Annotated in this window: 31 protein-coding genes, 1 tRNA gene and 9 pseudogenes; 25 read left to right on the top strand and 16 right to left on the bottom strand. The window is 68.9% G+C overall.

Annotated elements, in window-relative coordinates; all coding sequences use genetic code 11:
- The first annotated feature begins 37 nt into the window (after window positions 1-37).
- Complete coding sequence (locus tag G7085_RS31420; protein ID WP_331715859.1) at window positions 38-457, top strand: SDR family oxidoreductase; 420 nt, start codon at window positions 38-40, stop codon at window positions 455-457.
- A 117-nt stretch (window positions 458-574) separates the two neighbouring features.
- Complete coding sequence (locus G7085_RS20790) at window positions 575-793, top strand: CsbD family protein (protein WP_197512351.1); 219 nt, start codon at window positions 575-577, stop codon at window positions 791-793.
- Between the two features lie 51 nt (window positions 794-844).
- On the opposite strand, the gene G7085_RS20785 is transcribed toward G7085_RS20790, so the two are convergent.
- From G7085_RS20785 to G7085_RS20775, 4 genes and pseudogenes are all read right to left on the bottom strand, one after another.
- Entirely contained in the window at window positions 845-1,081 is a 237-nt protein-coding gene (locus G7085_RS20785) for a hypothetical protein (protein WP_197512349.1), read from the bottom strand.
- A 53-nt stretch (window positions 1,082-1,134) separates the two neighbouring features.
- A pseudogene (locus tag G7085_RS35825) lies at window positions 1,135-1,230 on the bottom strand (hypothetical protein); the annotation flags it as partial.
- Between the two features lie 218 nt (window positions 1,231-1,448).
- Window positions 1,449-1,598, bottom strand: a pseudogene (locus G7085_RS35820) (hypothetical protein); the annotation flags it as partial.
- The gene (locus G7085_RS20775; protein WP_197512345.1) at window positions 1,526-1,849 is read right to left on the bottom strand and encodes a hypothetical protein; all 324 of its coding nucleotides are present in this window, start codon (window positions 1,847-1,849) and stop codon (window positions 1,526-1,528) included. The gene G7085_RS20775 and the pseudogene G7085_RS35820, both read right to left, overlap by 73 nt.
- Window positions 1,850-2,312: 463 nt before the next feature.
- Between G7085_RS20775 and G7085_RS35815 the strand changes: the two genes are divergently transcribed.
- The 4 genes from G7085_RS35815 (at window position 2,313) to G7085_RS35810 (ending at window position 4,390) form a co-directional block, all read left to right on the top strand.
- Window positions 2,313-2,543, top strand: a complete 231-nt coding sequence (locus G7085_RS35815; protein WP_197512343.1) for a hypothetical protein — start codon at window positions 2,313-2,315, stop codon at window positions 2,541-2,543.
- Window positions 2,471-3,181, top strand: a complete 711-nt coding sequence (locus G7085_RS20765) for a YihY/virulence factor BrkB family protein (protein ID WP_197512341.1) — start codon at window positions 2,471-2,473, stop codon at window positions 3,179-3,181. Before G7085_RS35815 ends, G7085_RS20765 begins: the two co-directional genes overlap by 73 nt.
- 100 nt (window positions 3,182-3,281) lie before the next feature.
- Window positions 3,282-3,959 carry a PAS domain S-box protein gene (locus G7085_RS20760; protein ID WP_197512339.1) on the top strand — a complete coding sequence of 226 codons (678 nt, stop codon included), beginning with the start codon at window positions 3,282-3,284 and terminating at the stop codon, window positions 3,957-3,959.
- Window positions 3,956-4,390, top strand: coding sequence for an ANTAR domain-containing protein (locus G7085_RS35810; RefSeq protein WP_408647148.1), 435 nt, complete (start codon window positions 3,956-3,958; stop codon window positions 4,388-4,390). The genes G7085_RS20760 and G7085_RS35810 overlap by 4 nt, the downstream gene beginning before the upstream one ends.
- Window positions 4,391-4,413: 23 nt before the next feature.
- On the opposite strand, the gene G7085_RS20750 is transcribed toward G7085_RS35810, so the two are convergent.
- The 5 genes and pseudogenes from G7085_RS20750 to G7085_RS20735 all read right to left on the bottom strand — a co-directional run bounded on the left by G7085_RS20750 (window position 4,414) and on the right by G7085_RS20735 (window position 6,900).
- The gene (locus G7085_RS20750) at window positions 4,414-4,914 is read right to left on the bottom strand and encodes a YciE/YciF ferroxidase family protein (RefSeq protein WP_197512335.1); all 501 of its coding nucleotides are present in this window, start codon (window positions 4,912-4,914) and stop codon (window positions 4,414-4,416) included.
- Between the two features lie 65 nt (window positions 4,915-4,979).
- The gene (locus G7085_RS31415; RefSeq protein WP_331715858.1) at window positions 4,980-5,630 is read right to left on the bottom strand and encodes a sigma-70 family RNA polymerase sigma factor; all 651 of its coding nucleotides are present in this window, start codon (window positions 5,628-5,630) and stop codon (window positions 4,980-4,982) included.
- Window positions 5,530-5,775: pseudogene (locus G7085_RS35805) on the bottom strand (hypothetical protein); the annotation flags it as partial. The gene G7085_RS31415 and the pseudogene G7085_RS35805, both read right to left, overlap by 101 nt.
- Before the next feature lie 126 nt (window positions 5,776-5,901).
- A complete protein-coding gene (locus G7085_RS20740) occupies window positions 5,902-6,420 on the bottom strand; it encodes a substrate-binding domain-containing protein (protein ID WP_231979772.1) in 519 nt (172 codons plus the stop codon).
- 9 nt (window positions 6,421-6,429) lie between these two features.
- Window positions 6,430-6,900: a LacI family DNA-binding transcriptional regulator gene (locus G7085_RS20735; protein WP_197512329.1), complete on the bottom strand. Its 471-nt coding sequence runs from the start codon at window positions 6,898-6,900 to the stop codon at window positions 6,430-6,432.
- A 168-nt stretch (window positions 6,901-7,068) separates the two neighbouring features.
- Here G7085_RS20735 and G7085_RS20730 point away from each other — a divergent pair, with 168 nt between their 5' ends.
- The 9 genes and pseudogenes from G7085_RS20730 (at window position 7,069) to G7085_RS35800 (ending at window position 12,223) form a co-directional block, all read left to right on the top strand.
- Window positions 7,069-7,524 (top strand): GAF domain-containing protein, encoded by a 456-nt coding sequence (locus tag G7085_RS20730; protein WP_197512327.1) that lies wholly within the window; start codon window positions 7,069-7,071, stop codon window positions 7,522-7,524.
- Window positions 7,512-8,222: a sensor histidine kinase gene (locus G7085_RS20725; protein ID WP_197512325.1), complete on the top strand. Its 711-nt coding sequence runs from the start codon at window positions 7,512-7,514 to the stop codon at window positions 8,220-8,222. The genes G7085_RS20730 and G7085_RS20725 overlap by 13 nt, the downstream gene beginning before the upstream one ends.
- Window positions 8,222-8,431: a helix-turn-helix domain-containing protein gene (locus G7085_RS20720; protein ID WP_197512324.1), complete on the top strand. Its 210-nt coding sequence runs from the start codon at window positions 8,222-8,224 to the stop codon at window positions 8,429-8,431. Before G7085_RS20725 ends, G7085_RS20720 begins: the two co-directional genes overlap by 1 nt.
- 68 nt (window positions 8,432-8,499) lie before the next feature.
- Window positions 8,500-8,832, top strand: coding sequence for a helix-turn-helix domain-containing protein (locus G7085_RS20715; protein ID WP_197512322.1), 333 nt, complete (start codon window positions 8,500-8,502; stop codon window positions 8,830-8,832).
- A gap of 100 nt (window positions 8,833-8,932) precedes the next feature.
- Window positions 8,933-9,700 carry a class II fructose-bisphosphate aldolase gene (locus tag G7085_RS20710; RefSeq protein WP_197512320.1) on the top strand — a complete coding sequence of 256 codons (768 nt, stop codon included), beginning with the start codon at window positions 8,933-8,935 and terminating at the stop codon, window positions 9,698-9,700.
- A gap of 85 nt (window positions 9,701-9,785) precedes the next feature.
- The gene (locus G7085_RS20705) at window positions 9,786-9,998 is read left to right on the top strand and encodes an HAD family hydrolase (protein WP_197512319.1); all 213 of its coding nucleotides are present in this window, start codon (window positions 9,786-9,788) and stop codon (window positions 9,996-9,998) included.
- A gap of 16 nt (window positions 9,999-10,014) precedes the next feature.
- On the top strand, window positions 10,015-10,557 hold the full coding sequence (locus G7085_RS20700) for an HAD-IA family hydrolase (protein ID WP_197512317.1): 543 nt from the start codon (window positions 10,015-10,017) through the stop codon (window positions 10,555-10,557).
- Window positions 10,554-11,189 (top strand): dihydroxyacetone kinase subunit DhaL, encoded by a 636-nt coding sequence (dhaL, locus tag G7085_RS20695; RefSeq protein WP_197512315.1) that lies wholly within the window; start codon window positions 10,554-10,556, stop codon window positions 11,187-11,189. Before G7085_RS20700 ends, dhaL begins: the two co-directional genes overlap by 4 nt.
- An 81-nt stretch (window positions 11,190-11,270) precedes the next feature.
- Window positions 11,271-12,223 (top strand): annotated as a pseudogene (locus G7085_RS35800) (dihydroxyacetone kinase subunit DhaK).
- Between the two features lie 798 nt (window positions 12,224-13,021).
- On the opposite strand, the gene G7085_RS20685 reads toward G7085_RS35800, so the two are convergent.
- Window positions 13,022-13,324 carry a hypothetical protein gene (locus tag G7085_RS20685; protein ID WP_197512313.1) on the bottom strand — a complete coding sequence of 101 codons (303 nt, stop codon included), beginning with the start codon at window positions 13,322-13,324 and terminating at the stop codon, window positions 13,022-13,024.
- A 257-nt stretch (window positions 13,325-13,581) separates the two neighbouring features.
- Here G7085_RS20685 and G7085_RS20680 point away from each other — a divergent pair, with 257 nt between their 5' ends.
- The 6 genes from G7085_RS20680 (at window position 13,582) to G7085_RS20655 (ending at window position 17,796) form a co-directional block, all read left to right on the top strand.
- A complete protein-coding gene (locus G7085_RS20680; protein WP_197512311.1) occupies window positions 13,582-14,223 on the top strand; it encodes a hypothetical protein in 642 nt (213 codons plus the stop codon).
- Window positions 14,224-14,353: 130 nt separating this feature from the next.
- Window positions 14,354-14,617, top strand: a complete 264-nt coding sequence (locus tag G7085_RS20675) for a VOC family protein (RefSeq protein ID WP_231979769.1) — start codon at window positions 14,354-14,356, stop codon at window positions 14,615-14,617.
- Between the two features lie 407 nt (window positions 14,618-15,024).
- Window positions 15,025-17,319 (top strand): ATP-binding protein, encoded by a 2,295-nt coding sequence (locus tag G7085_RS20670; protein ID WP_197512302.1) that lies wholly within the window; start codon window positions 15,025-15,027, stop codon window positions 17,317-17,319.
- Window positions 17,316-17,468 (top strand): hypothetical protein, encoded by a 153-nt coding sequence (locus G7085_RS20665; RefSeq protein ID WP_197512300.1) that lies wholly within the window; start codon window positions 17,316-17,318, stop codon window positions 17,466-17,468. Before G7085_RS20670 ends, G7085_RS20665 begins: the two co-directional genes overlap by 4 nt.
- The gene (locus tag G7085_RS20660; protein ID WP_197512298.1) at window positions 17,462-17,638 is read left to right on the top strand and encodes a hypothetical protein; all 177 of its coding nucleotides are present in this window, start codon (window positions 17,462-17,464) and stop codon (window positions 17,636-17,638) included. The genes G7085_RS20665 and G7085_RS20660 overlap by 7 nt, the downstream gene beginning before the upstream one ends.
- Complete coding sequence (locus G7085_RS20655; RefSeq protein WP_197512297.1) at window positions 17,635-17,796, top strand: helix-turn-helix domain-containing protein; 162 nt, start codon at window positions 17,635-17,637, stop codon at window positions 17,794-17,796. The genes G7085_RS20660 and G7085_RS20655 overlap by 4 nt, the downstream gene beginning before the upstream one ends.
- 90 nt (window positions 17,797-17,886) lie before the next feature.
- Here the strand turns inward: G7085_RS20655 and G7085_RS20650 are convergent, their stop codons facing one another.
- The 4 genes and pseudogenes from G7085_RS20650 to G7085_RS31410 all read right to left on the bottom strand — a co-directional run.
- On the bottom strand, window positions 17,887-18,339 hold the full coding sequence (locus G7085_RS20650; protein WP_197512295.1) for a sensor histidine kinase: 453 nt from the start codon (window positions 18,337-18,339) through the stop codon (window positions 17,887-17,889).
- Window positions 18,340-18,716: 377 nt separating this feature from the next.
- Window positions 18,717-18,790 (bottom strand) — tRNA-Met (locus G7085_RS20645).
- 71 nt (window positions 18,791-18,861) lie between these two features.
- Window positions 18,862-19,563, bottom strand: a complete 702-nt coding sequence (locus tag G7085_RS20640) for an aldo/keto reductase (RefSeq protein ID WP_269451938.1) — start codon at window positions 19,561-19,563, stop codon at window positions 18,862-18,864.
- Window positions 19,564-19,705: 142 nt separating this feature from the next.
- Window positions 19,706-19,861 (bottom strand): annotated as a pseudogene (locus tag G7085_RS31410) (aldo/keto reductase); the annotation flags it as partial.
- 62 nt (window positions 19,862-19,923) lie between these two features.
- Between G7085_RS31410 and G7085_RS33485 the strand changes: the two are divergent.
- The 4 pseudogenes from G7085_RS33485 to G7085_RS35790 form a co-directional block, all read left to right on the top strand.
- Window positions 19,924-20,628 (top strand): annotated as a pseudogene (locus tag G7085_RS33485) (M16 family metallopeptidase); the annotation flags it as partial.
- Window positions 20,517-20,921: pseudogene (locus G7085_RS33480) on the top strand (hypothetical protein); the annotation flags it as partial. The pseudogenes G7085_RS33485 and G7085_RS33480, both read left to right, overlap by 112 nt.
- Window positions 20,922-21,193: 272 nt before the next feature.
- Window positions 21,194-21,586, top strand: a pseudogene (locus tag G7085_RS35795) (insulinase family protein); the annotation flags it as partial.
- Between the two features lie 323 nt (window positions 21,587-21,909).
- A pseudogene (locus tag G7085_RS35790) lies at window positions 21,910-22,182 on the top strand (insulinase family protein); the annotation flags it as partial.
- Between the two features lie 354 nt (window positions 22,183-22,536).
- On the opposite strand, the gene G7085_RS31405 reads toward G7085_RS35790, so the two are convergent.
- Window positions 22,537-23,214, bottom strand: coding sequence for a UPF0182 family protein (locus tag G7085_RS31405; protein ID WP_331716041.1), 678 nt, complete (start codon window positions 23,212-23,214; stop codon window positions 22,537-22,539).
- Between the two features lie 2 nt (window positions 23,215-23,216).
- Window positions 23,217-23,927 (bottom strand): UPF0182 family protein, encoded by a 711-nt coding sequence (locus tag G7085_RS31400; RefSeq protein ID WP_331715857.1) that lies wholly within the window; start codon window positions 23,925-23,927, stop codon window positions 23,217-23,219.
- Between the last annotated feature and the right edge of the window lie 14 nt (window positions 23,928-23,941).

The raw sequence follows: 23,941 nt of genomic DNA, 5'->3' as shown, positions 1-23,941 counted from the left end.
CGGTCTGGAGGATGTCACCACCGAGCAGATGGACAGGGTGTTCAAGACCAATCTGTATGCGCTGATCTGGATCACCCAACAGGCGCTGAAACATATGCACAGCGGCGCCAGCATCATCAATGTCAGCTCCATCCAGGCCGAGGATCCGTCGGCGGTGCTGATCGACTACGCATCCACCAAGGCCGCGATCAACAACTTCACCGCGAATCTTGCGGGGGAGCTCGGTCCACGAGGGATCCGGGTCAACGCTGTGGCGCCCGGACCCATCTGGACCCCTCTGCAACCCGCGACCCGCGACGGCGGGGAGATGCCTTCCTTCGGCGAGAACACGCCACTCGGACGACCGGGACAACCCGCCGAACTCGCTGGTGCATTCGTGTTCCTGGCTTCACCACTTGAGGCTTCGTACGTCTCGGGAGCGGTCATCGGCGTCACCGGTGGGCGACCCGTCTTCTAGCGGCTCCGTGTCCAGACATTCGGTGAGCCATGCGTCGGCTGACGATGCCACGTTTGGACCGGACGAGACCGGGTACCGAACCGATATCGGAACCCGCCGACAGCATAAGGAGCGACCATGACAACAGACCCTCGTGACGACGACCTCCGCCACGACGACCGCGACCTGGGTGACAAGGTCCGCGACGCCGCAGACAAGGTCGCAGGCAAGGCGAAGAAGAAGTGGGGTGACCTCACGGATGATGAGCGCCTTGAGGCTGAAGGTGCCCGGCAGGAGCAGCAGGCCGAGCTGAACGAAACCCTCGGTCGAGGCACGGACGGCCCCGTGCAGCGCTGATCCGCTCCCCCTCCCCGATGGCCGGTCGTCGCCCACGCGGCGACCGGCCATTCATGTCCGGCGCTTTCGGGTACGTCGGCCGTCCATGGCCTCGAGCAACGCGAGCGTCGCCTGCTCATCGACTCCCAGATAGCGTCTGGGTCGCATCCGTGCCCTTGCCTTCCGGACCTCATCCAGCACAGCGGGATGGTCGATGGAGGCGAGGACCCTGGGGTCGACGTAGGACGTGCGGGTGACTGCGGGTGTGTTGCCGAGACGCGCGGCCGCGGCACGCACGGCCGCGCGCATGGTGGTCGCCCTGGCCTTGGGGAGTCCATGTCCTCCTCAGGAGCCATCAGAAGTACCGCGGTCACGGTGACCGTCCCACCCCAGGTCCGAAAGTCCTTTGCGGTGAACTCCGGGCCAAGATGGCGGGCGAGGTAGCGGTTGATGTCAGTGCTCCGGAGCCGGTGTCGCCCCCGTCATCGTCCCTGAACCAGAAGAGTCCATCGTCTGGCCCTCCACAAGGCGAGCGAGCAGCCGCGCGATCCGAGGTCCTGGACTCTGCACCGCTGACGCCGGCCGCTCTTGCCGATGAAGTCGAGCTTGACCCCCGGGATGACAAGGTGACATGCTCCTTGCGGAGCGTCGTCACACCGTAACTTCCGCGCCGCTCAGCGGAGCGCCGATTGCCCACCCGCAGCAACTGTGCGTCGATGAGTTGTACGGCGCAGGCGGTCACCCTCCGGCGGTTCAGGCGCCGACCTGACAGGTCGCGGTCGACCCGACCGCGGAGTTGCGCCAACTGCTGACCGAACCGGGGCATCCGCTCGAACTTTCGCCGTTCGCGCCTCCGTCGGAAGGCCGGGTTGTAGATCCGTTGAGTGCGTCCCTCGGCGTCCTGACCCGCGCAAGCACCTTCGCCGACGGAGACACCGCGATCTCCACCTCTGTCCATGCAGGTGGCACCGCGAGTGCGGCGATCCGATCGAGCTCGGCCTTGCGCCGGATCCGCCGACCATGCAGCCGGTAGATCACGACGTCGCCCTCCAACTCGCGCGTGATCACCTGCCTCACCCGTGGACCCGCCATCAGCGGGGTCCACCGGAGGCATGGTGCCGGGTCTTCGTCATGCTCACCCTCCACACGATCACCGTTGACCATCCCTTATGCAGGTCCTGCAAAAGGAGTACCCGTTAGGCGCCGCGGCCAAACTCCCGGACGGCCGCACAGGTTTGCCGGAGCACCTGGTGGGTACAAATCTCAAGACATGACCGACAGACGGAGGAGAGGAGTTCGGCAGTGGAGGGCACAGGAGGAGATCGGGAACGGGCCTCGGAGCCCGAGAGTGTGAGGCAGACCAGGCAGAAGGCGGCGTCCGCGCCCCCACCTGAGGACCCGAGGAAGCCGGACTCCCCGACAGACATCCCGGGATCCGCCTGGTGGTACGCGATCAGGCGGGCCGTTGCCGAGTTCTCCAGGGATCGGGCACCGACCTTGCGGCGGGCTCACGTACTTCGCCGTGTTGTCCCTGTTTCCGATGTTGCTCGCACTGGTCTCACTTCTGGGCGTGTTCGGTCAGGGTGAACAGACAGCGAGGACTCTCAACAACTGGGTGGAGGCGTATGCACCCGCAGATCTCGCCCGGCTCCTGCGTGACACCCTGACGGGCCTGGCCAACCATGCCGGGCGGGTTGGGTGCTGGTATCGGGACTGGCAGGCGCCCTGTGGGCTGCGTCAGGCTATGTCGGGGCGTTTTCCCACGCGATGAACCGGATCTACGAGGTCGAGGAAGGTCGTCCGTTCTGGAAGCACAAGCCCCAGATGCTGCTTCTGACGGCCCTGCTGGTGGTGATCCTGGCCCTGATCCTGGCAGCGCTGGTCCTGACCGGCCCGGTGGCCCGCGGCGTCGGCGACCTCATCGGGCTGGGTGATTCCACCGTGTTGTTGTGGAACATCGTCAAGTGGCCGGTGGTGGTGGCGCTTGCGATTCTGGCCGTGGCCGTCCTCTACTATTTCACCCCCAATGTGAAGCAGCCGAGATTCCGCTGGATCAGCCTGGGTGCCATGGTCGCGCTGGTCGTCTCGGCGCTGGCCGTCCTGGGCTTCTCCTTCTACGTGTCGAACTTCGCCTCGTACAACGCCACCTACGGAGCGATCGGGTCGGTGATCGTTCTACTGCTCGGGCTGTGGATCATCAACAATGTGCTCCTGTTCGGTGCAGAGATCGACGCGGAGATCGAACGCGTTCGTGAACTGCAGGGCGGTCTCGCCGCCGAGGAGACGATCCTGTTGCCTCCGCGTGACACCGGTGCCGCCGACAAGTTGGCCGCACGCCAGATCGCCCTTGTCGAAGCTGGGCGACGACTGCGTGGTGAGGCAGCGGAACGCACCCACGCCGCAGACTGACCCCGTCAGGTTGCAGCGTCGACTGCCGCATCATCCGGGCCCATCGAAGCCCTTGGCTTGTGGTCATACTGGGTGTAGGCGTGCGATGCGCGGGACCCCCGTGGAATCGCGGAAGGAGATCCCCACCATGGACCTGACCTCGGCTACCAGCGAGTCGACATTCCCAGACCCCGACAGTTCTCCCGACCAGGACATCAATCCCGACCAGGACATCAAGTCCTACGCGCTCGACGCACAGTGGCGTCGGGCGGTGATGGAATCCATCAGCGACGGTCTGCTCCTCCTGGATCCCACAGGCCTCGTGCTCGACATGAACCAGGCCTTCGTCGATCTCTTCGGGTACCCGCTGGAGGAAGGCCCGTACCATCCGCCTTACCCGTGGTGGCCCACGGAAGAGGAGGACGGCGACACGCTCCACGACCTCGAGTGCTTCTTCGAGGAGATCTGCCAGGGTGTGGCGCCGGAACGCGACTTCCCCTTCCTGACCCGCGACCGGGCCCGGATCTGGGTGCACACGACGGGAACCGCAATCCACCACGGCTCGCTCGGCACGACCCACCTACGCATAGTTCGAGACATCACGAGGCAGCGCGAGGCCCAACGTCGACGCGCGGCAGCCGTGGACGTCAGTCACGGTTTCGCGGTCGTGGACGATCTGGAGGACCTGATCGGAATTGCCGAGCACGGCTTCGCGCTCCTCTTCGACGGGGAGTGCACCATCCGACTCGGCGGGGCTGAAGGCCCAACTGGTTCAATGCCGCCCGGCTGGGGCCAGTGACACGATCCCTCCGGAGGTTCAGGCGGGGTTGGAGGGCTCACCCAACCCCGACTCGGTCTCACTACGGCCTGGGATCCTGCTTGTTCCCGTACTCCGGGAGTCAGCGCCAGAGCCTGGGTCCAGTTTCCCCGGCCCCGCCGTATCTCAGTCGACGAAATGGTGGCCGCAGACCTCCTGGCATCCGCCTTCGCCGCGGCCCTGGTGCGCCTGGGCGCACAACAGGAGGCCTCAGAACGCATCAGCAACCTGCAGACCGCGGTGGAGAGCCACCGCTTGATCGGCCAGGCCACAGGCATCCTGGTCGAGAGACACAGACTCCTTCCTGGGCCGCCTTCGAGCGCCTACGCAGAGCCAGCCAGCGACGTAACGTCAGGCTGCGTGAGGTCGCCGCCATGGTGGTGGAGTCAGGAGAGGACCCGGACGACGACTGAGTCCTCTCCGAGCAGGCACGGGCCTACCTGCGGCCGCTCTTGGCCCGTGCGTTGGCCTCGGTGTCGGCGATCCTGGACAGCAGTTCGTCGGTACGGATCTCCTCGTCCAACGTCGCATCCAGAAGATCGGCACCGTCACTGAAACCGAGCATTCCGGCCCAGCGCCGCAAGGTGCCGTACCGGGTGATCTCGTAGTGCTCAACGGCCTGCGCAGAAGCGATCAGAGCTGCGTCGTTGGCATGTGTGCCCTTGAACTCCTCCAGATGCTCGTCGCCCTCCTTCAGGATGCCGTCCATCGCCAGACAGCGCTTGCTCACAGGCTTGCGGTCGAGCATGGCGAAGACCTGTTCCAGCCGCTCCACGTGACCATTCGTCTCCGCCAGATGCGTCTTGAACGCGCTCTTCAACTCGTCCGAAACGGCCGCCTCCTGCAGCTTGGGAAGCGTCTTCAGGATGTGCCGCTCGGCGTAGTACATGTCACGCAGGGTGTCGTAGAACAGCGAGTCGAGGTTCTTTTCTTGCATTTTCAAGCTCCTTGCTTCGGGTGTATGGATCCCTACCCGCGTCCCGGGAAGGGTAAACGCCGCCCTCATGCGGCTTCCGGCTCTTCGTCAGGGATCAGCATGCTCCGCAGCCGCGCGAGCGCGGCGCGGAGGATGCGTGAGACCTGCATCTGGGAGACGCCCAGCAGTTCTCCGATCTCAGCCTGGGTGAGGTCATCACAGAAGCGCCAACTGAGGACACGCCTCTCGCGGCTGGTCAGAGTCGCCATCGCCCTGCGCAGCACCACCCGATCAAGACAGTTCTCAGGATCGCCGAAGGTTGAGGCAAGCACATCACCCAGGCACGGGCCGCCGTTGAAACCCGGCGCGTCGAGCGAATCGGCCCGGAACCCGCGAACCGCCTCGGTGCAGCTGCGCACAGACGTCGCGTCGGTACCGATCCTGCGGGCCACGTCGACATCGCGCGGTTCCCGCCCCATCTCCTGGGTGAGTTCCTCCCGGGCACCCTCGACCTGGGCCGCAGCTCCTGGATCGCTCGAGGAGGCCGCACCGTCCAGCAGTGGTCCCGGAAGTACCGCTTGATTTCGCCGGTGATTGTCGGGACGGCGAACCGCACGAACGACGTATCTTCCCGGGTCGGTATCGGTGGATCGCGAGAACCAGACCCGTGCGCGCCACCTGCAACAGGTCGTCGTTGTCCGGGCCTCGACGTGTGTAGCGCCTCGCAAGTGCGTCACTCAACGCAAGATTGAGCTCGGCTATGGCGGAAACGATCTGATGACGGGAAGGGGCATCGGTGCAGGCTTCCAGTCGGGCGAAGAGGACGTGTGTGCGCTCTTCGCGCTCCGTGACGATGGGGAAAGAAACAGGCCCACGTGCCATGGCAGTTTCCCTTCAAGAAGGGGCCAAAGTCGGCACGTGGTTTGACCGCTCTGACTCATCGACAGCTTGCCACGCTACCGGGCCATGTACAGCAATGTGACCGGATTGGTTTTCCGATCCTCGCGACTAGGACAAGAGGAAGTCGGGGCGCTCGTGCGTCACGAGGGTGGGCTCGATCAGCAGGCCCGAGTGCGTCACGTCGGGGTCGGCGAGCTGGGCCAGGACCATGTCGAGAACCGCGGCCGCCACCGCCTCGACGGGCTGCCGGATGCTGGCAAGGCCCAGGGTGCGGGACACGGGGGTGTCGTCGAAGCCCACGAGGTCGACGTCATCACGGGAACGCCGCCGCACCTCGGTGAAGGCGCCGATCGAGAGGGTGTCGCTCGCGCAGACCGCCGCGTCCGCGCCCTGCTCCAACAGCCGCGCCATACCCTCGGCCCCGGCGAGGATGGTGTCGTCGCCCGCGGCGGTCAGTCTGCGCTCCTCGTCGCCGTCCAGCCCGAGCGCCCGGCTCCAGCCGTCGCGTCGGTCGAGCCCGACGGGCGACCCGTCGTCCCATCCGATGAATCCCACCCGCTCGTGCCCGAGGCCGCGCAGGTGGGTGGCCGCCTTGACGGCCCCGACCGGCCGTCGACGTCGACCCAACGGCCGTGGTCAGGGCCGTCCCACGGCCTGCCGAAGGACGCGAACGGCACCCCTCGGCGGCGAGCCCGGCCGGGCGGACGTCCCCGAACCAGGTGTCGGTGAGGATGCACGCGTCGATCGCGAGGCTGCGGCGCAGGTCGACGAGCTTGGCAACCTCCTCGTCGTTGCTCGCCGCCGGGAACACCACGATGCGGTAGCCCGCCGGTCGGCCAGACCCACCAGCGCGTGCATGAAACCGTCGACGATGGTGCCCGAGATTCCGTTGCGTCGCTGACTCAGACGCAGGCCGAGCGCCATGGCCCGCTGGTTGCGCAGGGCCCTGGCCGCGGCCGACGGGCGGTACCCGGAGCGCTCGATCGCCTCCAGCACGCGGGCCCTCGTCTCGGGGCGCACGCGGTCGGGGAAGTTGAGCACGTTCGAGACCGTCTGCCGCGAGACCTTGAGCTCTGCCGCCAGCGATGCGAGCGTCGGCTGGTTCACCTGACCCTCCGATGGATCGTTCAAATGTTGCTGCACCATCATCCACCCCGGGCACGGCTGTCAACCGTCACGCGCCGTTTCCGACCGATTGTGACCTGGCCGCGATCTTCGGCCCTACTATCGGGGACGGGTCACCTACCGGGGGATCGGGTATCCGGGGAGCGTGCGATGGAGCACACCGACAACAACAACGACCGCGCCTCGCTCGACACCCTGAGTCGCGTCGCGGACAACCTGGCCGTGGGCATCCGACTCGAGCCGCTGCTCGAGCTGGTGCTGCGCAGCGCCGTCACGCTGCTCGGCTGCGAATCGGGATCGCTGTGCCTTGTCGACCAGCCGTCGAACACCTACCGCAAGGTGATCGACATGCAGGCGGGCTGCCAGGCCGGCCGGGTGTTCCCGCTGACCGAAGGGGTCACGGGCGCGGTGACCCGCACCGGAGGCCCGGTCGCGTTCGCCCACTACGCCGACGTTCCGGGCGGCCACGTGGAACCGTCCAGCGAGCTGTTCGAGCGCGCAGTGCTCGGCGTGCCGATCCGCACCAGGGCCGGGTTGACCGGCTCGCTCGTCGTGTTCGCCGCCGACGACGTGCGCTCCTTCACCCCGCAGACGTGGAGCTCCTGAGCCGCTTCGCCACCCATGCCGCGATCGCCATCACCACCGCCCGCCTGCATGCAGAGGCCGACGCGAAGTCGCACGCCGCGGCTGTGCTCGCGGAACGTGAGAGGGCCATGCTCGACCTCCACGACACCCTCGGACGCGGGTTGGCTACGATCCTGCTTCTCATCCGCGAGGCCGAGGAGGCGGCCCGGACCGGCCACGACGTCACCGTCGCGCTGCAACGGCTCCGCCGCTCCGCCGAGGCGATCCTGGCTGAGGGCAGGCAGGCGGCCTGGGCGCGGGTCGAGGCCCTCGAGTCGCGGCCACTCGCCGAGACACTCCGGCTCGAGCTGGAGTGGACACATGCCATCGCGGGCTGTCAGACGTCGTTTCGCACGTTCGGCGACCCGCGCACCCTGCAGCCCGATGTGGCGGCCCAACTGCTGCGCATCGCAAAGGAGAGCCTCACCAACGTGGCCCAGCACGCGGGCGCGGACACCGTCCGACTCGGCCTGGTCTACCTGAGCGACACCGTCGCGGTCATCGTCGAGGACGACGGCTGCGGGTTCGATCTCACCGAGGACCGACCCGTCGGGAGGGGGCTGTCCGGGCTGGTCGCGCGGGCCACCCAGGTCGGCGGGCGCGTGGAGGTCGACTCGACCCCGGGTGGGGCACCCGGGTGCGGGCCGATCTCCCCTACCGCACGGCCCCGGACGACCTGATGGGCGCGGCGAGGCAGCGCATCGTCGTGCTGCACGACCAGCCGGCCATGCGGGCGGGGCTGGTGCGGTTGCTCGACGCGAGCGAGCCGGGCGTCCAGGTGGTGGCGGAGATCGGCGAGGCGGCCGCCGCGGCGGACGCCGTGGGGCTGCTCGCACCGGATGTCGTGCTGCTCGGGTCACGCATCGCCCGGACGGCGACGGTGGGCTGATCGGGAGGCTCAACCGGGTCGACCCCGACCTGCCGATCCTCGTCTACCTGGATGAGCCCTCGCACGCGATGCGCGGCTGGGCGCTGCCCGGTGTGCGGGGAGTGGTGCCGCGCGATGCGGACGCCACGGAACTCGGCCGCGCCGTCGTGGCCGCCGCGCAGGGTGACGTGCTCGTGTTCAGCGGCCTGCTGCGGGAGTTCGGGGCCTCGCCACTGGGGGACCTGTCCGACAGGCTGACGGCGCGGGAACGTGAGGTGCTGGAACTTGTGCGGCAGGGGCTTGCGGACAAGCAGATCGCCAGCAGGCTGCGGATCGCGACGAAGACCGTCGAGAAGCATGTCGGCGCGGTGCTCCGCAAGCACGGTGTGCGCAGCCGCACCGAGCTGCTGGCGCTGACCTGATGCGCTCCCCCATCCCGTGGTGGGGTTTCCCCATTGAGCGCACCCGCGCACCGATCTAGCGTGTGGCCCAGGTCACACAACCCCAGGAGCAACGATGCCCGTGACACCGCTGAGAGAGATCCTCGCCCCCGCATTCCGGGAGCGGTACGGCGTACCCGCCGTCAACGTCTTCAACGAACTGAGCATGGCCAGCGTCCTTGCGGGCGCGGTGGAGGCCCGCTCCCCCATGATCATCCAGACCTCGGTCAAGACGGTCAAGCAGGTCGGTGCGCCCGTGCTCTTCGCGGTGTGGAGCGAGCTGACGCGCAACATCGACGTGCCCGTCGCCCTGCACCTCGACCACTGCCCCGACCGCGCGGTGATCAGCGAATGCCTCGAGGTGGGTTGGAACTCCGTGCTGTTCGACGCCCACGAACTGCCCGTGGAGGAGAACCAGCGCCAGACCGTCGAGGTGGTCGCCGAGGCACGCAGGTACGGCGCAGACGTGGAGGGTGAGATCGAGGCCATCACCGGGGTCGAGGACGGCCTGGGCAGCGAGCACGAGGGTGAGCGGCAGTCGCTCGAGATCCAACTGCGCTATCTGGAGGCCACCGGGGTCGACGTGTTCGCCCCGGCCCTCGGCAATGCACACGGCGTCTACCGGAAGACCCCCACCCTCGACTTCGAACGGGTCAGCGCCATCGTCGAGGCCCACCCGGTCCCCATCGCGCTGCACGGCGGATCGGGGCTCAGCGACGACCAGTTCCGCGAGATGATCGCCCGCGGTACGGCGAAGGTCAACATCTCCACCGCCCTCAAGCTCACCTTCATGCAGACCGGGCTCGCGCACCTGAAGGAGTGCGAGGCGGGCGGAAGTGGGAGCCGGTGAACCTGTTCGCCGCCCAGGCCGGAGCCATGCGCAAGCTGGCGTCCGACCTCGCCCACACCTTCGGCAGCGCGGGTAGGGCCTGACCGTGCCGACGCTCATCTTCGACTGTGACGGCGTGCTGGCCGACACCGAACGCGACGGCCACCTGCCAGCGTTCAACGAGGCGTTCGCCGAGTTCGGGCTCCCCTCAACTGGTCGCAGGAGGTGTACGGGGAGAAGCTGGCGATCGGCGGAGGAAAGGAGCGGATGGCCAGCGACCTCACCCCGGGTTCTGCGCGGCGCACGGCCACCCGGGTGAGGAGGCGCGCACCGCGTTGATCGCCTCGCTACACCGCAGGAAGTCGGAGCTGTTCCAACAGCGCGCACGGGCAGGAGAGCTCCCCGCCCGGCCCGGTATCCGACGGGTCATCACGGGCGCGCTCGATGCGGGTTGGACGGTGGCGATCGCGTCCACCTCGGCCGAGCCGTCGGTGCGTGCCGTCCTGACCAACGCCGTCGGCGAGCAGGCGGCGTCCCGCTGCCACGTCTACGCCGGCGACGTCGTCGCCCAGAAGAAACCGGCGCCCGACATCTACCTGCTCGTCCTCGCGGATCTCGACCTCGACCGGGCCGACTGCCTCGTCGTCGAGGACAGCGGCATCGGCTGCGCGGCGGCCTGCGCCGCGGGGCTCACAACCCTGATCACCACCAGCAGCTACACCGGCGACGAGGACTTCACGGGCGCGGCAATCGTCCTGCCACACCTCGGCGACCCCGACAACCCGCTCCCCGCCGATCCGGCACTGGGAGACCTGGCGGGCCGCTTCGTCACCCTGGACGACCTCACCCATCTCATCCCACGACAGGAGGCACGATGAGCGGCACCCTCACCGACGTCGAACGCGTCATCCACACGCTCGCAGAGACCATCGTCGAGAACGAGCAGTACTTCGGCGAGTTGGACGCCGTCGTCGGCGACGGCGACTTCGGCTATTCGCTGGCCCGCGGCTTCGAGATCGTCCTCGAACACTGGGATGACTACGACCGGAGCGACCCGGGGGTGTTCGTCACCAAGGTGGCGATGGCCATCTCCAGTCGCATCGGCGGCACCTCCGGCCCCATCTGGGGCACGGCCTTCCTCCGGATGGGCATGGCCCTCAAGGGCTCGGACTCCTTCGGCAGCGACGACGTCGTGCAGGGGCTGAGGGCCGCCATCGAAGGCATCAAGACCCGCGGCCAGGCCGATCTCGGGGACAAGACGCTCCTCGACGCGCTCTCGCCGGCCACCGACGCGCTCGAGGCGGCGATGGCCGACGGCGCCACGCAGGCGGACGCCGCCCGCGCATTCGCCACCACCGCCCGCACCGCGGCCGAGGCCACCCAGTCGATGCAGGCCATGCGCGGCCGCGCCGCCTACACCGGAGAGCGCAGCATCGGCTCGGTCGACGCCGGCGCCATGGCCGTGGCCGTGCTCGCCGAGCGACTCGCCGACACCTGGCCCACCACCTGACACCCCGCCCATCCACCACCTCAGAGTCAAAGGAGACCCGTGAAGAAGTTCATCAACGATCCCAGGAACTTCGTCCCCGAGATGCTCAAGGGCATCGCGCTGGCGAACCCCGAAACGATCGTCTACGTGCCCGAATACAACCTCATCATGCGCTCGGACGCCCCGAACCACGACAAGGTGAGCATCGTCCAGGGCTCCGGCTCCGGCCACGAGCCGGCCCACGTCATGGTGGTCGGCAAGGGCATGCTCGACGCCGCCTGCCCCGGCGACGTGTTCGCAGCCCCGCCCGCCGAGTACGTCTACGAGACGGCGAAGCGCGTCGCCTCCGACAAGGGCGTGCTGCTGCTGGTCAACAACTACACGGGTGACCGGATGGCATTCGAGATGGCCCAGGAGATGGCCGAGGCCGACGGCGTGCGCTGCGACACCCTGTTCATCAACGACGACGTCGCCGTCCAGGACTCGCTGTACACGGTCGGCCGTCGCGGCGTGGCGGGCAACTTCTTCGTGATGAAGGCGTGCGGCGCCCTCGCCGAGGAGGGCGCGTCCCTCGAGGAGGTCAAGGCGATCGGCGAGCGGGTGAACTCGGTGACCCGCACGATGGGCATCGCGCTGACCGCATGCACCCCGCCGGCGAAGGGCAGCCCCTGTTCGAGCTCGGTGACACCGAGATGGAGGTCGGCGTCGGCATCCACGGTGAGCCGGGGCGGCGCCGCGCCGAGCTCGTGTCGGCGGATGAGATCGTCGACGAGCTCCTCGGCGCGATCGTCCCCGACCTCCCCTACGCGTCCGGCGATCGTGTCGCGCTCATGGTCAACGGCCTGGGAGGTACGCCCATCAGCGAGCTTTACATCCTGTTCGGCATCGCCGCCGCGAAGCTGGCGGAGCAGGGCATCACGGTGGCGCGCAGCTACGTCGGCAACTACTGCACGTCGCTCGAGATGGCAGGCGCATCGCTGACGCTGGTGAAGCTGGACGACGAGATCGAGCGCCTCCTGGAGGCGCCTGCGGACATCGTGACCCGCATCTTCTGAGAGTCCCCTCGACAGACCGCCCGGCCGGAGCCGGGCGGTCTGTCACGCTTCCCACCGATCGACACGCGCACCCCCTAACCTCTCATCATGGGAACGGTTCACCTGGTAGACACCGCTGACGAGGCCGTCCACCTCGCCCGGCACCTCAACGGCGACACGAGACGCAAGCCGACGGCGGTCGTCACCGTCCCCGCCGGACGGGACACCCCGTGGATCGACGCCAGGCAGATCGCCGCCCAGGCGGGAAACCTCGCGGACGTGTTCCTCCTCCCGACCGGGGCCATCACCTGGGAGTTCTCGCGGCGCATGGCCGACGGCACGCAGGTGTACGGGGCGCGGGTCGCGTCTACCCGATCGGGCTGGGCTGGGTCACGAACCGGTCCGAATCCCCCTCCGTTTTGCCTTCAACGAGCGCGACGGCCTCGAGGCGACCACCGAGATGATCTCCGACGCCCTGCGGATGGCGATGTCGGCCGGTCTGCTCAACGCGCCTCCGAAAGACCAGCTCAGGGCGGTGTCCGGAACCGTCAAGTGGGTGGCTGCGGGCAGGGCGGCCGTGGACCTCGGGGCAGGGACTCTGGCCACCATCGCCGAGGAACTGACCACCGCCGACGTCCCCATCGGCAGGCTGGTGGCCATCGGCCAGCGGCTGGAAGGCACCTTCGACGGGCAGAGCCGCCGTCTCGACGTCACGCGGGCGTTGCGTCCGGCCGACGAGGCGCTCATGGTCTACGCCGTCGGTGACGTGGTGCTCACGAGGGTGCAGATGGTGGCCGCCGGGGCCGCCGACCTCGTCCTCTATCCCAGGACGGCCTCGCCCGCCGTCGTGGTCCGGGTCACCCGTGCCGACGTCACCAGCAACCCCGCCGACGACCTGACCACGCTGATGACCGTCGACGAGGTCATCCCGGCGCGGGTGACCGCCGTCGCGCCGGGATGGGCCCTGTCGCTGCTCGACGTCGACGATGACGAATCCATCGTCACCGCGCCTCCGCTGCTGCCGGGCGGCCCGGCCTGGCTCGTCGAGGACCGGGATGCGGAGCCGACGATGGGCCGGGAGCTGCCGCCCGCCCCGACGACCTCGCCCCGGCGGAACCGCAACCGGCTGCCGAACCCGAAGCCCGGGCCGATTGCGGGGCGCCGCGCGCGCCGGCCCCTACACCGGGGATGTTCGACCGCAACCGCAAACGGCCTGCGCCGCAGACGACGCCGAGCCCGACGGCGCTCAAGGAGCCGGACCCCGCCGCACCCGCGACGCCGAAGCCGGGCCACCCGGCCACGCCGAAACCCGGCCCGCCTGCCGCGGCCGCGGCCATCCACCCCCGGCCGGCCCGTCGACCCCGTCGGGGTCGACGAAGTTGCTGCTGCGCAAGATCGACGCTCTGTCCGCCGAGGTCTCCCGCCTGACGAGCGTCAACGCGACGCTCGAGGCCGAACTGGCCGCGGCCCAGGGCGGGACCGAACAGCTGCGGGTCCTCCTCGATCTCAGGGTGCGGGACGCCGCCAAGCTGGAGTTCGACGTCAGGCAGTCGCGGGCCCGGCTCCGGAAGGCAGGCAGCAGGGTCCGGCCGAACACCGCGCCGTCGGCGCCCAGCTTCGCCGACCCGGAGCAGGGTTTCCGCTTCCTGGTGCTGAGCCAGTGGGCCTCCCGCTTCCCGGCAGCCGAGCAGAAGGACCGACCACTCGTCGAGTACCGGCTCGGCCCGCGGTTCCTGTCGAGCCTTACCGCCCTGGAGGGGATCAAGGACGAGAAGGTGGCCGCCGTGGTGGTCGAGATCGTGACCGGGGTCGCTCCCAAGGTGGCCGGGCGCGAGGTGCACCAGCTGCGGACCGGGTCGGGCGGCGGCGCTCCCGTCCGCATCAGGCCCGACGGTGCCGTAGCCTGGCGCGCCAGCCTCCAGGTGAGCTCGCCTTCGGCCCGCCGCATCCACTACTGGGTGCTTCCCGACCATGTCATCGAGTTCGCCTGCGTCGCGACGCACGACAGCTTCGACATCTGAGAAGGTCCTCCGCTGAGCGACCCCGCACCTGCCCGGCGTGGCGCTCCGCGACGCCTGTCGCCAGCGCTTCCCGGGCAGCTCCCACCGACCTAGGCTCGGGATCGTCAACCCCACCGAGAGGAGGCCAGCGATGGCCCACGGAGACATCACCCACATCGACATCCCTGTCGGCGACATGGCGAAGGCGTCCGCCTTCTACAGCGAGTTGTTCGGTTGGCAGATCGCGGAGGTCCCAGGCTTCGAGGGCTACCCGATGTGGCAGGCCCCCAACAAGATCAGCGGCGGTGGGCTGGCTCCCCGGGATGCGGCCTTCACCCAGCCCGCTCCTACGTCGAGGTGGACTCCATCGACGAGGTGCTCGGCAGGGCGACCGCGAACGGGGCCCGGATCGTGATGGAGAAGGCCCCATCGACGCCACCAGTTGGTGGGCGGCATTCGAGGATCCTGACGGCAACGTGATCGGGCTCTACGAGGGCTCTACCGGCGCCTGACTGGGCTGTTCACCGTCCGTCCCAGGCGTGGACGAGGTGTCCCGGGGCACCGTCGTCCATTCGGCCGACGTGACGCGGGGCGTGGGTGCACCAGACTCGTCTTCCAAGAAGGGTCCACTTTCCGTGAGAGTTCTTCCAGACTCGAGCCCCGCCGGTGTTCTTTGGGGGAAAATACCGGCGGGGTTCGAGTCGTCCAAGCTATCCTGTCGAAATGCACACCCGAGGCGCCTGGGTCCGCCGTCCCTGGCTGACCGCGCCCGCAGACAGGCTCCGTCGCCTTCTGTTTCCCTCGGAGTTCACCGAGCGGACGGTGCAGCGCCCCATCGAACTCGCCCTGGCCATCGTTGCCATCGTCTTCCTGCAGCGCCCGCTGATCGCCCTGTTCGAGACCCGGGACCCGATCCTGGCGCTGGGGCTCGTGGTGATCTTCACGGCACAACTGCTGGTGGCGGTGGACTGTCTCGTGCCGCGCAACCGGAGTTGGATGGTCGTCGCGCTCTCGATCATCGCGACCGCGGTCCTGGTGCTCGGACAGCTGGGGCAGCCGGAGGGTCCGGCGGTCTGGCGCACCGACGTCTGGCTGGGAACCCAACTCGTCTACCTCGCGCTCCTCTACCCCAAGGGTTGGCAGCTCCCGGTGCTGGGCGCGTCCGCGCTCGTCGGGTTCCTGACGTTGGCCACCGCCCGCGACCTGGACTGGGAGCTGCAGTTCCTCTCCATCTTGTTCCTCATCGGCTCTCTGGTGCTTCTCGCGCTGGGCCGTCTGTTCGTCTCCGCGATCGCAGAGGATTACCTCAGGTCGCAGCAGGACCGCGTTCGCGAGGAGCGCGCGCACGAGTTGGCGAGGGCCCGTGCCGAGGCGCTGTCCACGATCCGGCGCGATGCACACGACTCGATCCTGCACTCTCTCCAGCTGGTGGCACGTGGCCCGTCGGGTGTGGCGCCGGAGCAGATCCGCAGCTCATGCCGCACCACCGGGAGCATGCTGACCGGGCTCCCCGAGGTCGCCGCGGAGGACCACTCCGAGCACCTGGATGAGTCCCTCCGGAATCGGCTCGCTGCCGGGCCCGCGAAGCTCGAATGGGACCTGCAGCGGGTGTCGGTTCCTCTGCACATCGCAGACGCGCTGATCGGCGCCGGCCTGGAGGCCGTGCGCAACGTCGTCAAGCACACCCCGGACCCCGGCGCGGTCGTCACGCTGCGTTCCACCCCGCAGTCCGTGCGACTGGAGATCCGCGACCACGGCCCCGGGTTCGACACGGCCGCGGTCCCCGCCTCCTCGATGGGCATCCGCGAGTCGATCGGTGCCCGCATGGTGGCGGTCGGTGGGGAGGCACACATCGTGTCCGATCCGACGGGGACGACGGTGACGCTCAGTTGGCCGGCCGCCGAGCCGCAGGCCAGGAACGTGCTCGGGCCCCGCGCCCGGCGCATGCTCTCCCTCGTACCGCTCCCGCTGGTGTTCGCGAGCCTCATCCACGTCACCATCACGCATCCCGGCATGAGCACCTTGCAGACCTTCGTCCCGTGGGCGCTGCTGGCGGCCGTGGTGCTGCTGGCCTGTGGCAGGGTGCGGAGGCGGGGCCTCAGCGACGCCGAGGCCTGGATCCTCTGCGCCGTCGCCCTCGTCGGCCTCGCCTACAACTATCTGATCGTCGGCAGCGCCGGGGAGGATGTGTGGTCCATCTGGGTGCCGAGCCTGGCGGGGTCGATGGCGATCCTTGCGCTGCCGGGCAGGCGGATCGGTACGGCGCTGACGATGGCAGGGGTCCTCGTCGGCGGGCATGTCCTGATGAGCATCGTCACGCTCGGCTGGCAGACCACCTTCGTCGGCCATTTCGGCGCCATCGTCTCGCTCGGCATCGATGTCATCATCACGTTGGTACTGGTGTTCAGCACCGCGGCGGTCGCGCGCTACGAGTGGCGCGACCTCCAACAGCGCGCCCGGATCGCCCAGCAGCAGCGCATCAGCGCCGAGCGCGAGGGCATCTGGCGCGACTGGCTCACCCGGGCGAACTCGCTCGCCGGCGGGTTCCTGGACGGCGTCGCCAGCGGCCGGCTGCTCACCGGTTCGCCCTCAACGGCCGCGCAGGCGCTCCGGCTCGAGGCACGCCTGCGCGACGAGCTGCGGCTGTGGCCGGGCGAGGCGGGCGTCGCCGCCGAGCTGGACAGGCTGCGGGGGCGTGGCTGGCGCTGCCGGTTCGACCTCGAGACACCCGGCCTCGAGTCACGCAAGGGCCTCGCCACCGTGCTTCGACAGCTCTCCACGCGGAGGAACCCGGACAGCAGCTGGCCATCTCACCGCGGGGCGACGGTGCCGTCATCACGGTCACCGCCCCGGCACTGTCCCCGATCAACTCGAAGGCGTCGCCCCATGGGTCGACGTCGTCGACGAGGACTTCACCCAGCTACGGCCGCCCGTCGGCGAGGAGGTTTCCGCATGACCGGCCTGATCCGCGTCGCCATCCTGGATGACCACGAGTTCATCCTGCACTCGGTGAGGGCGCTCGCCGAGGACATCCCCGCATCGAGATCGTGTTCTCCGGCACGGACAGCCGGGCCTTCCTCGAGACCGCCGCTGCGACGCCACCGGACGTCGCGGTGATCGACCTGCAGATGGAGGGCCGGGTGACGGGCCACGAGACGATCGAGGCCCTCACTGCCCTCGGGATCCGCAGCATCGTGCTGACGGCCGACCAGCGGCGCCTGCCCGTCCGGCTGGCCATGCAGGCAGGCAGCAGGGGCTCGTGCTGAAGGGCGACCGGCCCGAGGAACTGCACCGGGCCATCGAGGAGGTCCACGATACGGGTTGGGCCCAGTCGAGTGCCCTCGCCGCGGCCGTGCTGGCCGACAGCGAGGACGTCCCCGCGCTGACGAAGCAGGAACTGGTCTGCCTCCGGCTCGCCGGGAAGGCGTGCCGGTGAAGGCCATCGGCCGCCAGTTCGACCCGCCCATCTCGCTCGGCTCCGTCAAGACATACCTGGCCCGTGCCTACGAGAAGTACGCGGCGGTCGGTCGCTCCGTGGCCAACACGACGCAGGCGACGATGGAGGCCGCGGCCGACGGCTGGTTCGACGTCTGACGTGCGCCGCCGGGGGCAGGTTCCGTCGGCGTGTGTGACTGCCAGCGGGGTGGTCCTGATGGGTGCCACCTCGACAACCTCGTTAAGGTGTCAGGCGTGCACCGACGTCCCAGCGCGGCCCGATTGGATGCTCAGCCGGCCGCCGATCTCTTCCGTGCGTTCCCTCATCGTCGACAGCCCGGCGTGGGTCACGTCGGGGCTCGCGTCCCAGCCGGAGCCGTCGTCGGTCACTGAGACGCTGATCCCCTCCGCGGTCGTGGCCAGCGTGACCAGGATCCTGGCGGCATCGGCGTGGCGGACGGCGTTGGTGACGGCCTCGCTCGTGACCCGGTAGGCGGCCACCTCGACCGCGGGTGCCAGGTCCGGCAACGACTCGGGTGTTTCACGGGAGATCGTGGGCGAGGGTGACACGGACATCAGGCGGCAGAACTCGTCGATGGCGCCGACCAGCCCGAGCTCGGTCAGGGCGGGCGGGCGAAGACCGTCGATGATGCGCGGACGCGAAGGCGAGCCAGGCGAAACGAGTGCGTGTGCCCACGACACCTGTGCGGTTGTCGGTGGGTGCTGAGCGGAGCGTGTCGGTCATGATTGCCCTTCCTGGTGAGCGTTCGACCCTTTCCACAACTCTCCGTCCCCCGATGACCCGGGCGCGAGGGCACCAGGTCCCGACCTTTCGGGACGCCGTCGGTGGCCTTCGGACTCCTCCACCGGGTTGCCTGAGCAGCCGACTGCCTCACCTGACGGTCAGGAGGTCATGTTCAGGTGACCCCGGACAAGGCTTCACTGGATGGTCAAGGATGCTGCTGGCATGGTCAACGCGCCTGCCCCGGGCGCCATCACAACGCCGGCTGGCGGGAGTTCGGTGTTCACGGGGAAGCAGAGATCCCGCCCTGAAGAATCAGGACGGGATCTTCCGTTCGTAGCGGGGACAGGATTTGAACCTGTGACCTCTGGGTTATGAGCCCAGCGAGCTACCGAGCTGCTCCACCCCGCGTCGGCTTGACCAACTATAGGACAAGCCTCGACGGAAGCACAAATCGGGGACTCCGCACCCTCCCGTGGACCCTAGTGACGCGGCTCCGGCGCCCGGGTGAGCGACGGGTCGCGCTCGACGATGTCACCCAGGGCCGCGTCGATCCGCGCCATCAGCTCGGCCGGGATCTCCACGCCGCTCGCGGCCACGTTCTCCGTGATCTGCTCCGGGCGCGAGGCCCCGATGATCGCGGTGGCGACGTTGCGGTTCTGGAGCACCCAGGCCACCGCCAACTGCGCCATCGTCAGGCCGAGCTCTTCGGCGACGGGTCGCAGCAACTGCACCCGCTCGAGGACGTCGTCGCGCATCAGGCGGCCGATCATCTGCTGCCCGCCCTTCGTGTCGGTGGCCCGCGAGCCCGCGGGGGCGGTCGCACCGGGCAGGTACTTGCCCGTCAGCACGCCCTGCGCGACGGGCGACCAGACGATCTGCGACAGACCGGCCTCCTCCGACGCCGGGACGACCCGGTCCTCGATCACGCGCCACAACATGGAGTACTGCGGCTGGTTCGAGATCAACTGGATGTTCAGCTCGGCCGCGAGCCGGGCACCCTCGCGGATCTGCTCGGCGTTCCACTCCGACACGCCGATGTAGAGCGCCTTGCCCTGGCGGACGACGTCGGCGAACGCCGTCATCGTCTCCTCGAGAGGGGTCGACACGTCGTAGCGGTGCGCCTGGTACAGGTCGACGTAGTCGGTGCCGAGCCGCCGGAGTGACCCGTTGATCGACTCCATGATGTGCTTGCGGCTGAGGCCGGTGTCGTTGGCCCCTTCGGTCCGGTCGGGAAGTACACCTTCGTGAAGATCTCGAGCGACTCGCGCCTCTCCCCGCCAGCGCGTCCCCCAGCACCGACTCCGCGACGGTGTTGGCGTACACGTCGGCCGTGTCGAAGGTGGTGATCCCCGCGTCGAGGGCGGCCCGCACGCACGCCTTCGCGGCATCGTTTTCCACCTGCGAGCCGTGGGTGAGCCAGTTGCCGTAGGTGATTTCGGTGATCTTGAGTCCGGACTTGCCGAGATAGCGGTACAACATGTCCCCGACACTATCGCCGGCATGAACCCGCCGCAGGCGCGCAGGCGATAGTGTCTCGTCCCATGACCCAGGCCAGGCTCCACTACCCGATGGCGCGACACAGGCTCGACAACGGGCTCGAGGTGGTCGTTGCACCGGACGCCGACGCCCCCGGTGTCGCCGTCAACATCTGGGTCGAGGTCGGCTCGGCCGACGAGACGCCCGGCCGCACCGGCTTCGCGCACCTCTTCGAGCACCTCATGTTCCAGGGCTCGGCCAACGTCGCCTCCGGCGAGCACATGGCCACCGTCGAGGCGCTCGGCGGCACCGTCAACGCGACGACGTCGACCGATCGCACCAACTACTTCGAGACAGTGCCCCACGGAGCCCTCGACCTCGCCCTCTGGTTGGAGGCCGACCGGTTCTCGAGCCTCGCCATCACCGGGGAGAACTTCGAGACGCAGCGCCAGGTGGTGAAGGAGGAGAAGCGGCAGCGCTACGACAACCAGCCCTACGGTGACCTCCTCGAACTGCTCACCGGCCAGCACTTCCCCTCCGACCATCCCTACGGCCACCTCACGATCGGCTCCATGCAGGACCTCGACGACGCCCCACTCGAGGACGTCGCCACGTTTTTCGGGGCCTGGTACCCGGCGAGCAACCTCCGGCTGGTGCTGTGCGGCCCGGTCGGCGCCGACGAAGGCATCGCCCTGGCCGAGAAGCACTTCGGCCACCTGCCGATGGTCCCCAAACCCATGCGGGCCGCGATGCCCGAGCCCACCGCGGCGACCCCGGGCACCACCACCGTCAGCCGCCCGGTGCCCCACTCCCTCAGCTACCTGTCGTGGGGGCGCCGCTGGCATCATCGGCTGAGGAGCCGGCGCTCAACCTCGCCCTCGCCGTGCTGGCGGACGGCAGCGCATCGCGCCTGCACCGGTCCCTGGTGCGCCTCGGCGACATCGCCAATGAGGTGCACAGCGCGCTGCTGCCCCACCGCTCGGCGCGCTCGATCTCGGCGATCCTCGGGCGGCCCGCCGACGGCGTGTCGATCGAACGACTGGACGAGGCAATCCTCACCGAGGTGTCCCGCTTCATCGAGGAGGGCCCCACGGAGGAGGAACTCGCCCGCGCCGCGGCACAGTACGAGCGCGACTGGCTGTGGGATCTGGCCACGACGTCGGGGCGGGCCGACGCCGTCAACGAGGCCTGGCTCGTGCACGGCGACCCGGAGCGGGTCAACACGCACCTGGCCGACGTGCTCGCCGTGACCCCCGATGACATCCGCGCCGCCGCCGCCAGATGGCTCGCGCCCACCGATGCCCACCGACTTCACTACCTCGCGGAGAACTCCTGATGCGCCGTCCCGACGTCACCCTCGCCACCCCGTGGCAGTTCCCGACGCCGACGATCCTGCGGCTGCCGACGGGTCTGACCATCTGGCACTTCCACCTGCCCGGGCAGCACATCGCCACCTTCGAGTTGGTGCTCCCCGCACCGCTGAGCCACGAGCCCCCGGCCACCGAAGGCGTGGGGACGGTGGCGCTGCACGCGGTCGACGAGGGCACGCTCACCCACCCTGACGGCAGGATCGGCGAGCTCCTCGAGGCCAACGGCAGCACCCTGCACGGCACCGCACGGTTCCGCTACACGACCTTCGGCGGTCAGGCGCCCTCCCGCCGCCTCGACGAGGTGCTCCCGCTGTTCACCGAGGTGCTCCGCGAACCCGCGTATGCGGAGCGCGACATCGCCCACCACATCGAGGCGCAGCAGGCGGGATTCGACTCGACGCTGGCCTCCCCGGCGCCTCCAACCGGCTCGCCCTCCGGCGCGCCCTGTTCGGCTCGCAACACCGCGAGGGACGACCGCAGGCGGCGGTCCCGCAACCCTTGGAAACATCACGGTCGAGGGCGTCCGGGCATGGCACGCCGCCCACTTCGGCCCGACCGCGCGACCCTGGTGATCGCAGGCGCCGTCGAGCCCGACGTGGTGGTCTCACACTTCGCCGCCTGGACACCCGAGACGGCGCCGCACACGCCCGCAGAGGTGGCACCCCGCAGCCCCGGCGCGTCGTGGTCGTCGACCAGCCCGGAGCCGTCCAGGCCACCGTGTCCATCGCACAGCGCACCGTCACCCGCGACGACCCGAGGTGGCCCGCGGCGAAGGTCGCGGGTCATGCGATCGCCGGAGCATTCGCGAGCCGGCTCAACCTCGAGCTCCGGGAGCGACTCGGGTACACCTACGGCATCAGCGGCGGCTTCGCGCCGGGCATCAGCGAGGGACAGTTCACGGTGGGCGGAAGCGTCCGCACCGAGGTGGCGGGCGACGCCGTCGCCCGGCTGCTCGAGGGGCTGGCGCTGCGGGACGAGCTGACCCCGGCCGAGGTCGACGACGCGCGCCGCTACCTGATCGGGGTGGCACCGCTCGCCAACGAGACGTCTGCCGACATCGTCGCCCAGGCCTCCTCGCTCGCGGCCGCAGGCATCGAACCCGACTACCTGCACCGTCACTTCGCGGCGATCGCGGACGTGACGGCCGACGGCGCGACCGCCGCCTACCGCACGCTCATCGACGCGGACAGGGCGAGCATCTCGGTGACGGGCGACGCCTCAGCGCTCGTGCCGGAGCTGGAGGCGGCGGGGCTCACCCCGAGGTCGTCGACCTCAGGAGCTGAGCCCCACACACGGACGCCGTCAGCCTCAGCCCTCGTCGAGGGCCTTCGCGGCCTCGACGACCTTCTCCTCCGCCGACTTCATCCTGGACTGGTACGCGGCAAGATCGCCCGTCTTCAGGGCCTCGTCCGCGCCCTTGAACAACGCCTCTGCCTCATCGAGCAGCCCTCGGGCCCGCTCCGAGCCGGTCTGATCCGACGGCGGCGCGTTCGGGTCCTCCGGCGGGGGACGCTCCCTGGTCCCTTCCCCGGTGTCGGCACCCGCGTCGCCCTGGAACACCTGGTCGAGCGCGGCCTGCAGGCTCTCGCCAATGCCGAGCTGGTCACCGAAGCGCACCACCACGAACCGCAGCGCGGGATACGAGCCGGACGTCTTGGTCTGCGTGTAGATGGGCTGCACGTAGAGGAGACCCCCGCCCATCGGCAGCGTCAGCAGGTTGCCGTAGATGGCCGAGGCGCTCGAGCCGTCCCGGTTGAACGGGAGCAGCTTCTCCGCGACCTCAGGGTTGGTGGAGATGAAGTTGTACGTCTGCCCCGGCCCGGCGATCTGCTTGGAGTCGGAGAGCTTCAGCACCCGCTTCTGCCCGTATGCCTTGCTCGTCGCATCGGAGTTGACGCCCATGTAGACGCTGAGGTTCTCGCGGTCCTTCGGCACGAACACCGTGGTGTTGGCGAAGTGCGGCGTCTCGTCCCCGGGCCAGCGGATGGTCAGGAAGTACGGGGGCTCCTTGAGCTTCTCCCCGAGTTGACCGGGTCGTTCGGCACCTGCCAGATGTCGGTCTGGTGGTACCAGGTGTTCGCGTTTTCCGTGTGGTACCTGCCGAGGATCTCGCGTTGGGCCTTGAACAGGTCCTGCGGGTAGCGCAGGTGCTCCATCAGCGCGTCGGAGATCTCCGACTTCGGGGTGATCGCGCCGGGGTACACCTTCGACCAGGTCTGCAGGATCGGGTCCTTCTCGTCCCATTCGTAGAGGGTGACGGTGCCGTCATACGCATCGACCACGGCCTTGACCGAGTTGCGCACGTAGTTGACCTGCTGCCCCAGCAGGGTGCGGTCGGCCGAGGTGCGCGAGTCCGAGATCACCTGGGTCCAGTCGACGCTCTGCGAGTTCGGGTACGAGTTCGTCGTGGTGTAGGCGTCGATGATCCACACGATCCGGCCGTCGACGACGGTCGGGTACGGGTCGGCGTCCACCGTCAGCCACGGCGCCGCCTCCTTGACGCGCTGGGTGGGCACCCGGTCGTGCAGCAGCCTCGACTCCTCGTTGACGCGGTCGGACAGCATCAGGTTGATGTCGCCGAACCGGATCGCGAACGCCGCGCGCGTGGCCAGGTTGCCGATCGGGACGCCACCATCACCCTCGTACGTGTAGAGCGACTCGGAGCGACCCTCGCCACCAGACGGGGTGTCGAGCTCCACCGGGGCGCGTCCTT

The sequence above is a fragment of the Tessaracoccus coleopterorum genome, assembly GCF_011174705.1.
Lineage (GTDB): Bacteria > Actinomycetota > Actinomycetes > Propionibacteriales > Propionibacteriaceae > Arachnia > Arachnia coleopterorum.
The sequence above is the reverse complement of the archived record's forward strand: the minus strand, read 5'-3'. Positions and strand labels throughout refer to the sequence as shown.

Excerpts from the sequence above, each read along its gene's own strand:
- G7085_RS35815 (WP_197512343.1), top strand. The coding sequence starts at position 2,313 with ATGTTGCTCGCACTGGTCTCACTTCTGGGCGTGTTCGGTCAGGGTGAA.
- G7085_RS20750 (WP_197512335.1), bottom strand. The coding sequence starts at position 4,914 with ATGCAAGAAAAGAACCTCGACTCGCTGTTCTACGACACCCTGCGTGAC.
- G7085_RS20675 (WP_231979769.1), top strand. The coding sequence starts at position 14,354 with ATGGCCCACGGAGACATCACCCACATCGACATCCCTGTCGGCGACATG.
- G7085_RS20785 (WP_197512349.1), bottom strand. The coding sequence starts at position 1,081 with ATGCGCGCGGCCGTGCGTGCCGCGGCCGCGCGTCTCGGCAACACACCC.
- G7085_RS20790 (WP_197512351.1), top strand. The coding sequence starts at position 575 with ATGACAACAGACCCTCGTGACGACGACCTCCGCCACGACGACCGCGAC.
- dhaL (WP_197512315.1), top strand. The coding sequence starts at position 10,554 with ATGAGCGGCACCCTCACCGACGTCGAACGCGTCATCCACACGCTCGCA.
- G7085_RS20720 (WP_197512324.1), top strand. The coding sequence starts at position 8,222 with ATGGGCGCGGCGAGGCAGCGCATCGTCGTGCTGCACGACCAGCCGGCC.
- G7085_RS20640 (WP_269451938.1), bottom strand. The coding sequence starts at position 19,563 with ATGGAGTCGATCAACGGGTCACTCCGGCGGCTCGGCACCGACTACGTC.
- G7085_RS20730 (WP_197512327.1), top strand. The coding sequence starts at position 7,069 with ATGGAGCACACCGACAACAACAACGACCGCGCCTCGCTCGACACCCTG.
- G7085_RS20715 (WP_197512322.1), top strand. The coding sequence starts at position 8,500 with ATGCGCGGCTGGGCGCTGCCCGGTGTGCGGGGAGTGGTGCCGCGCGAT.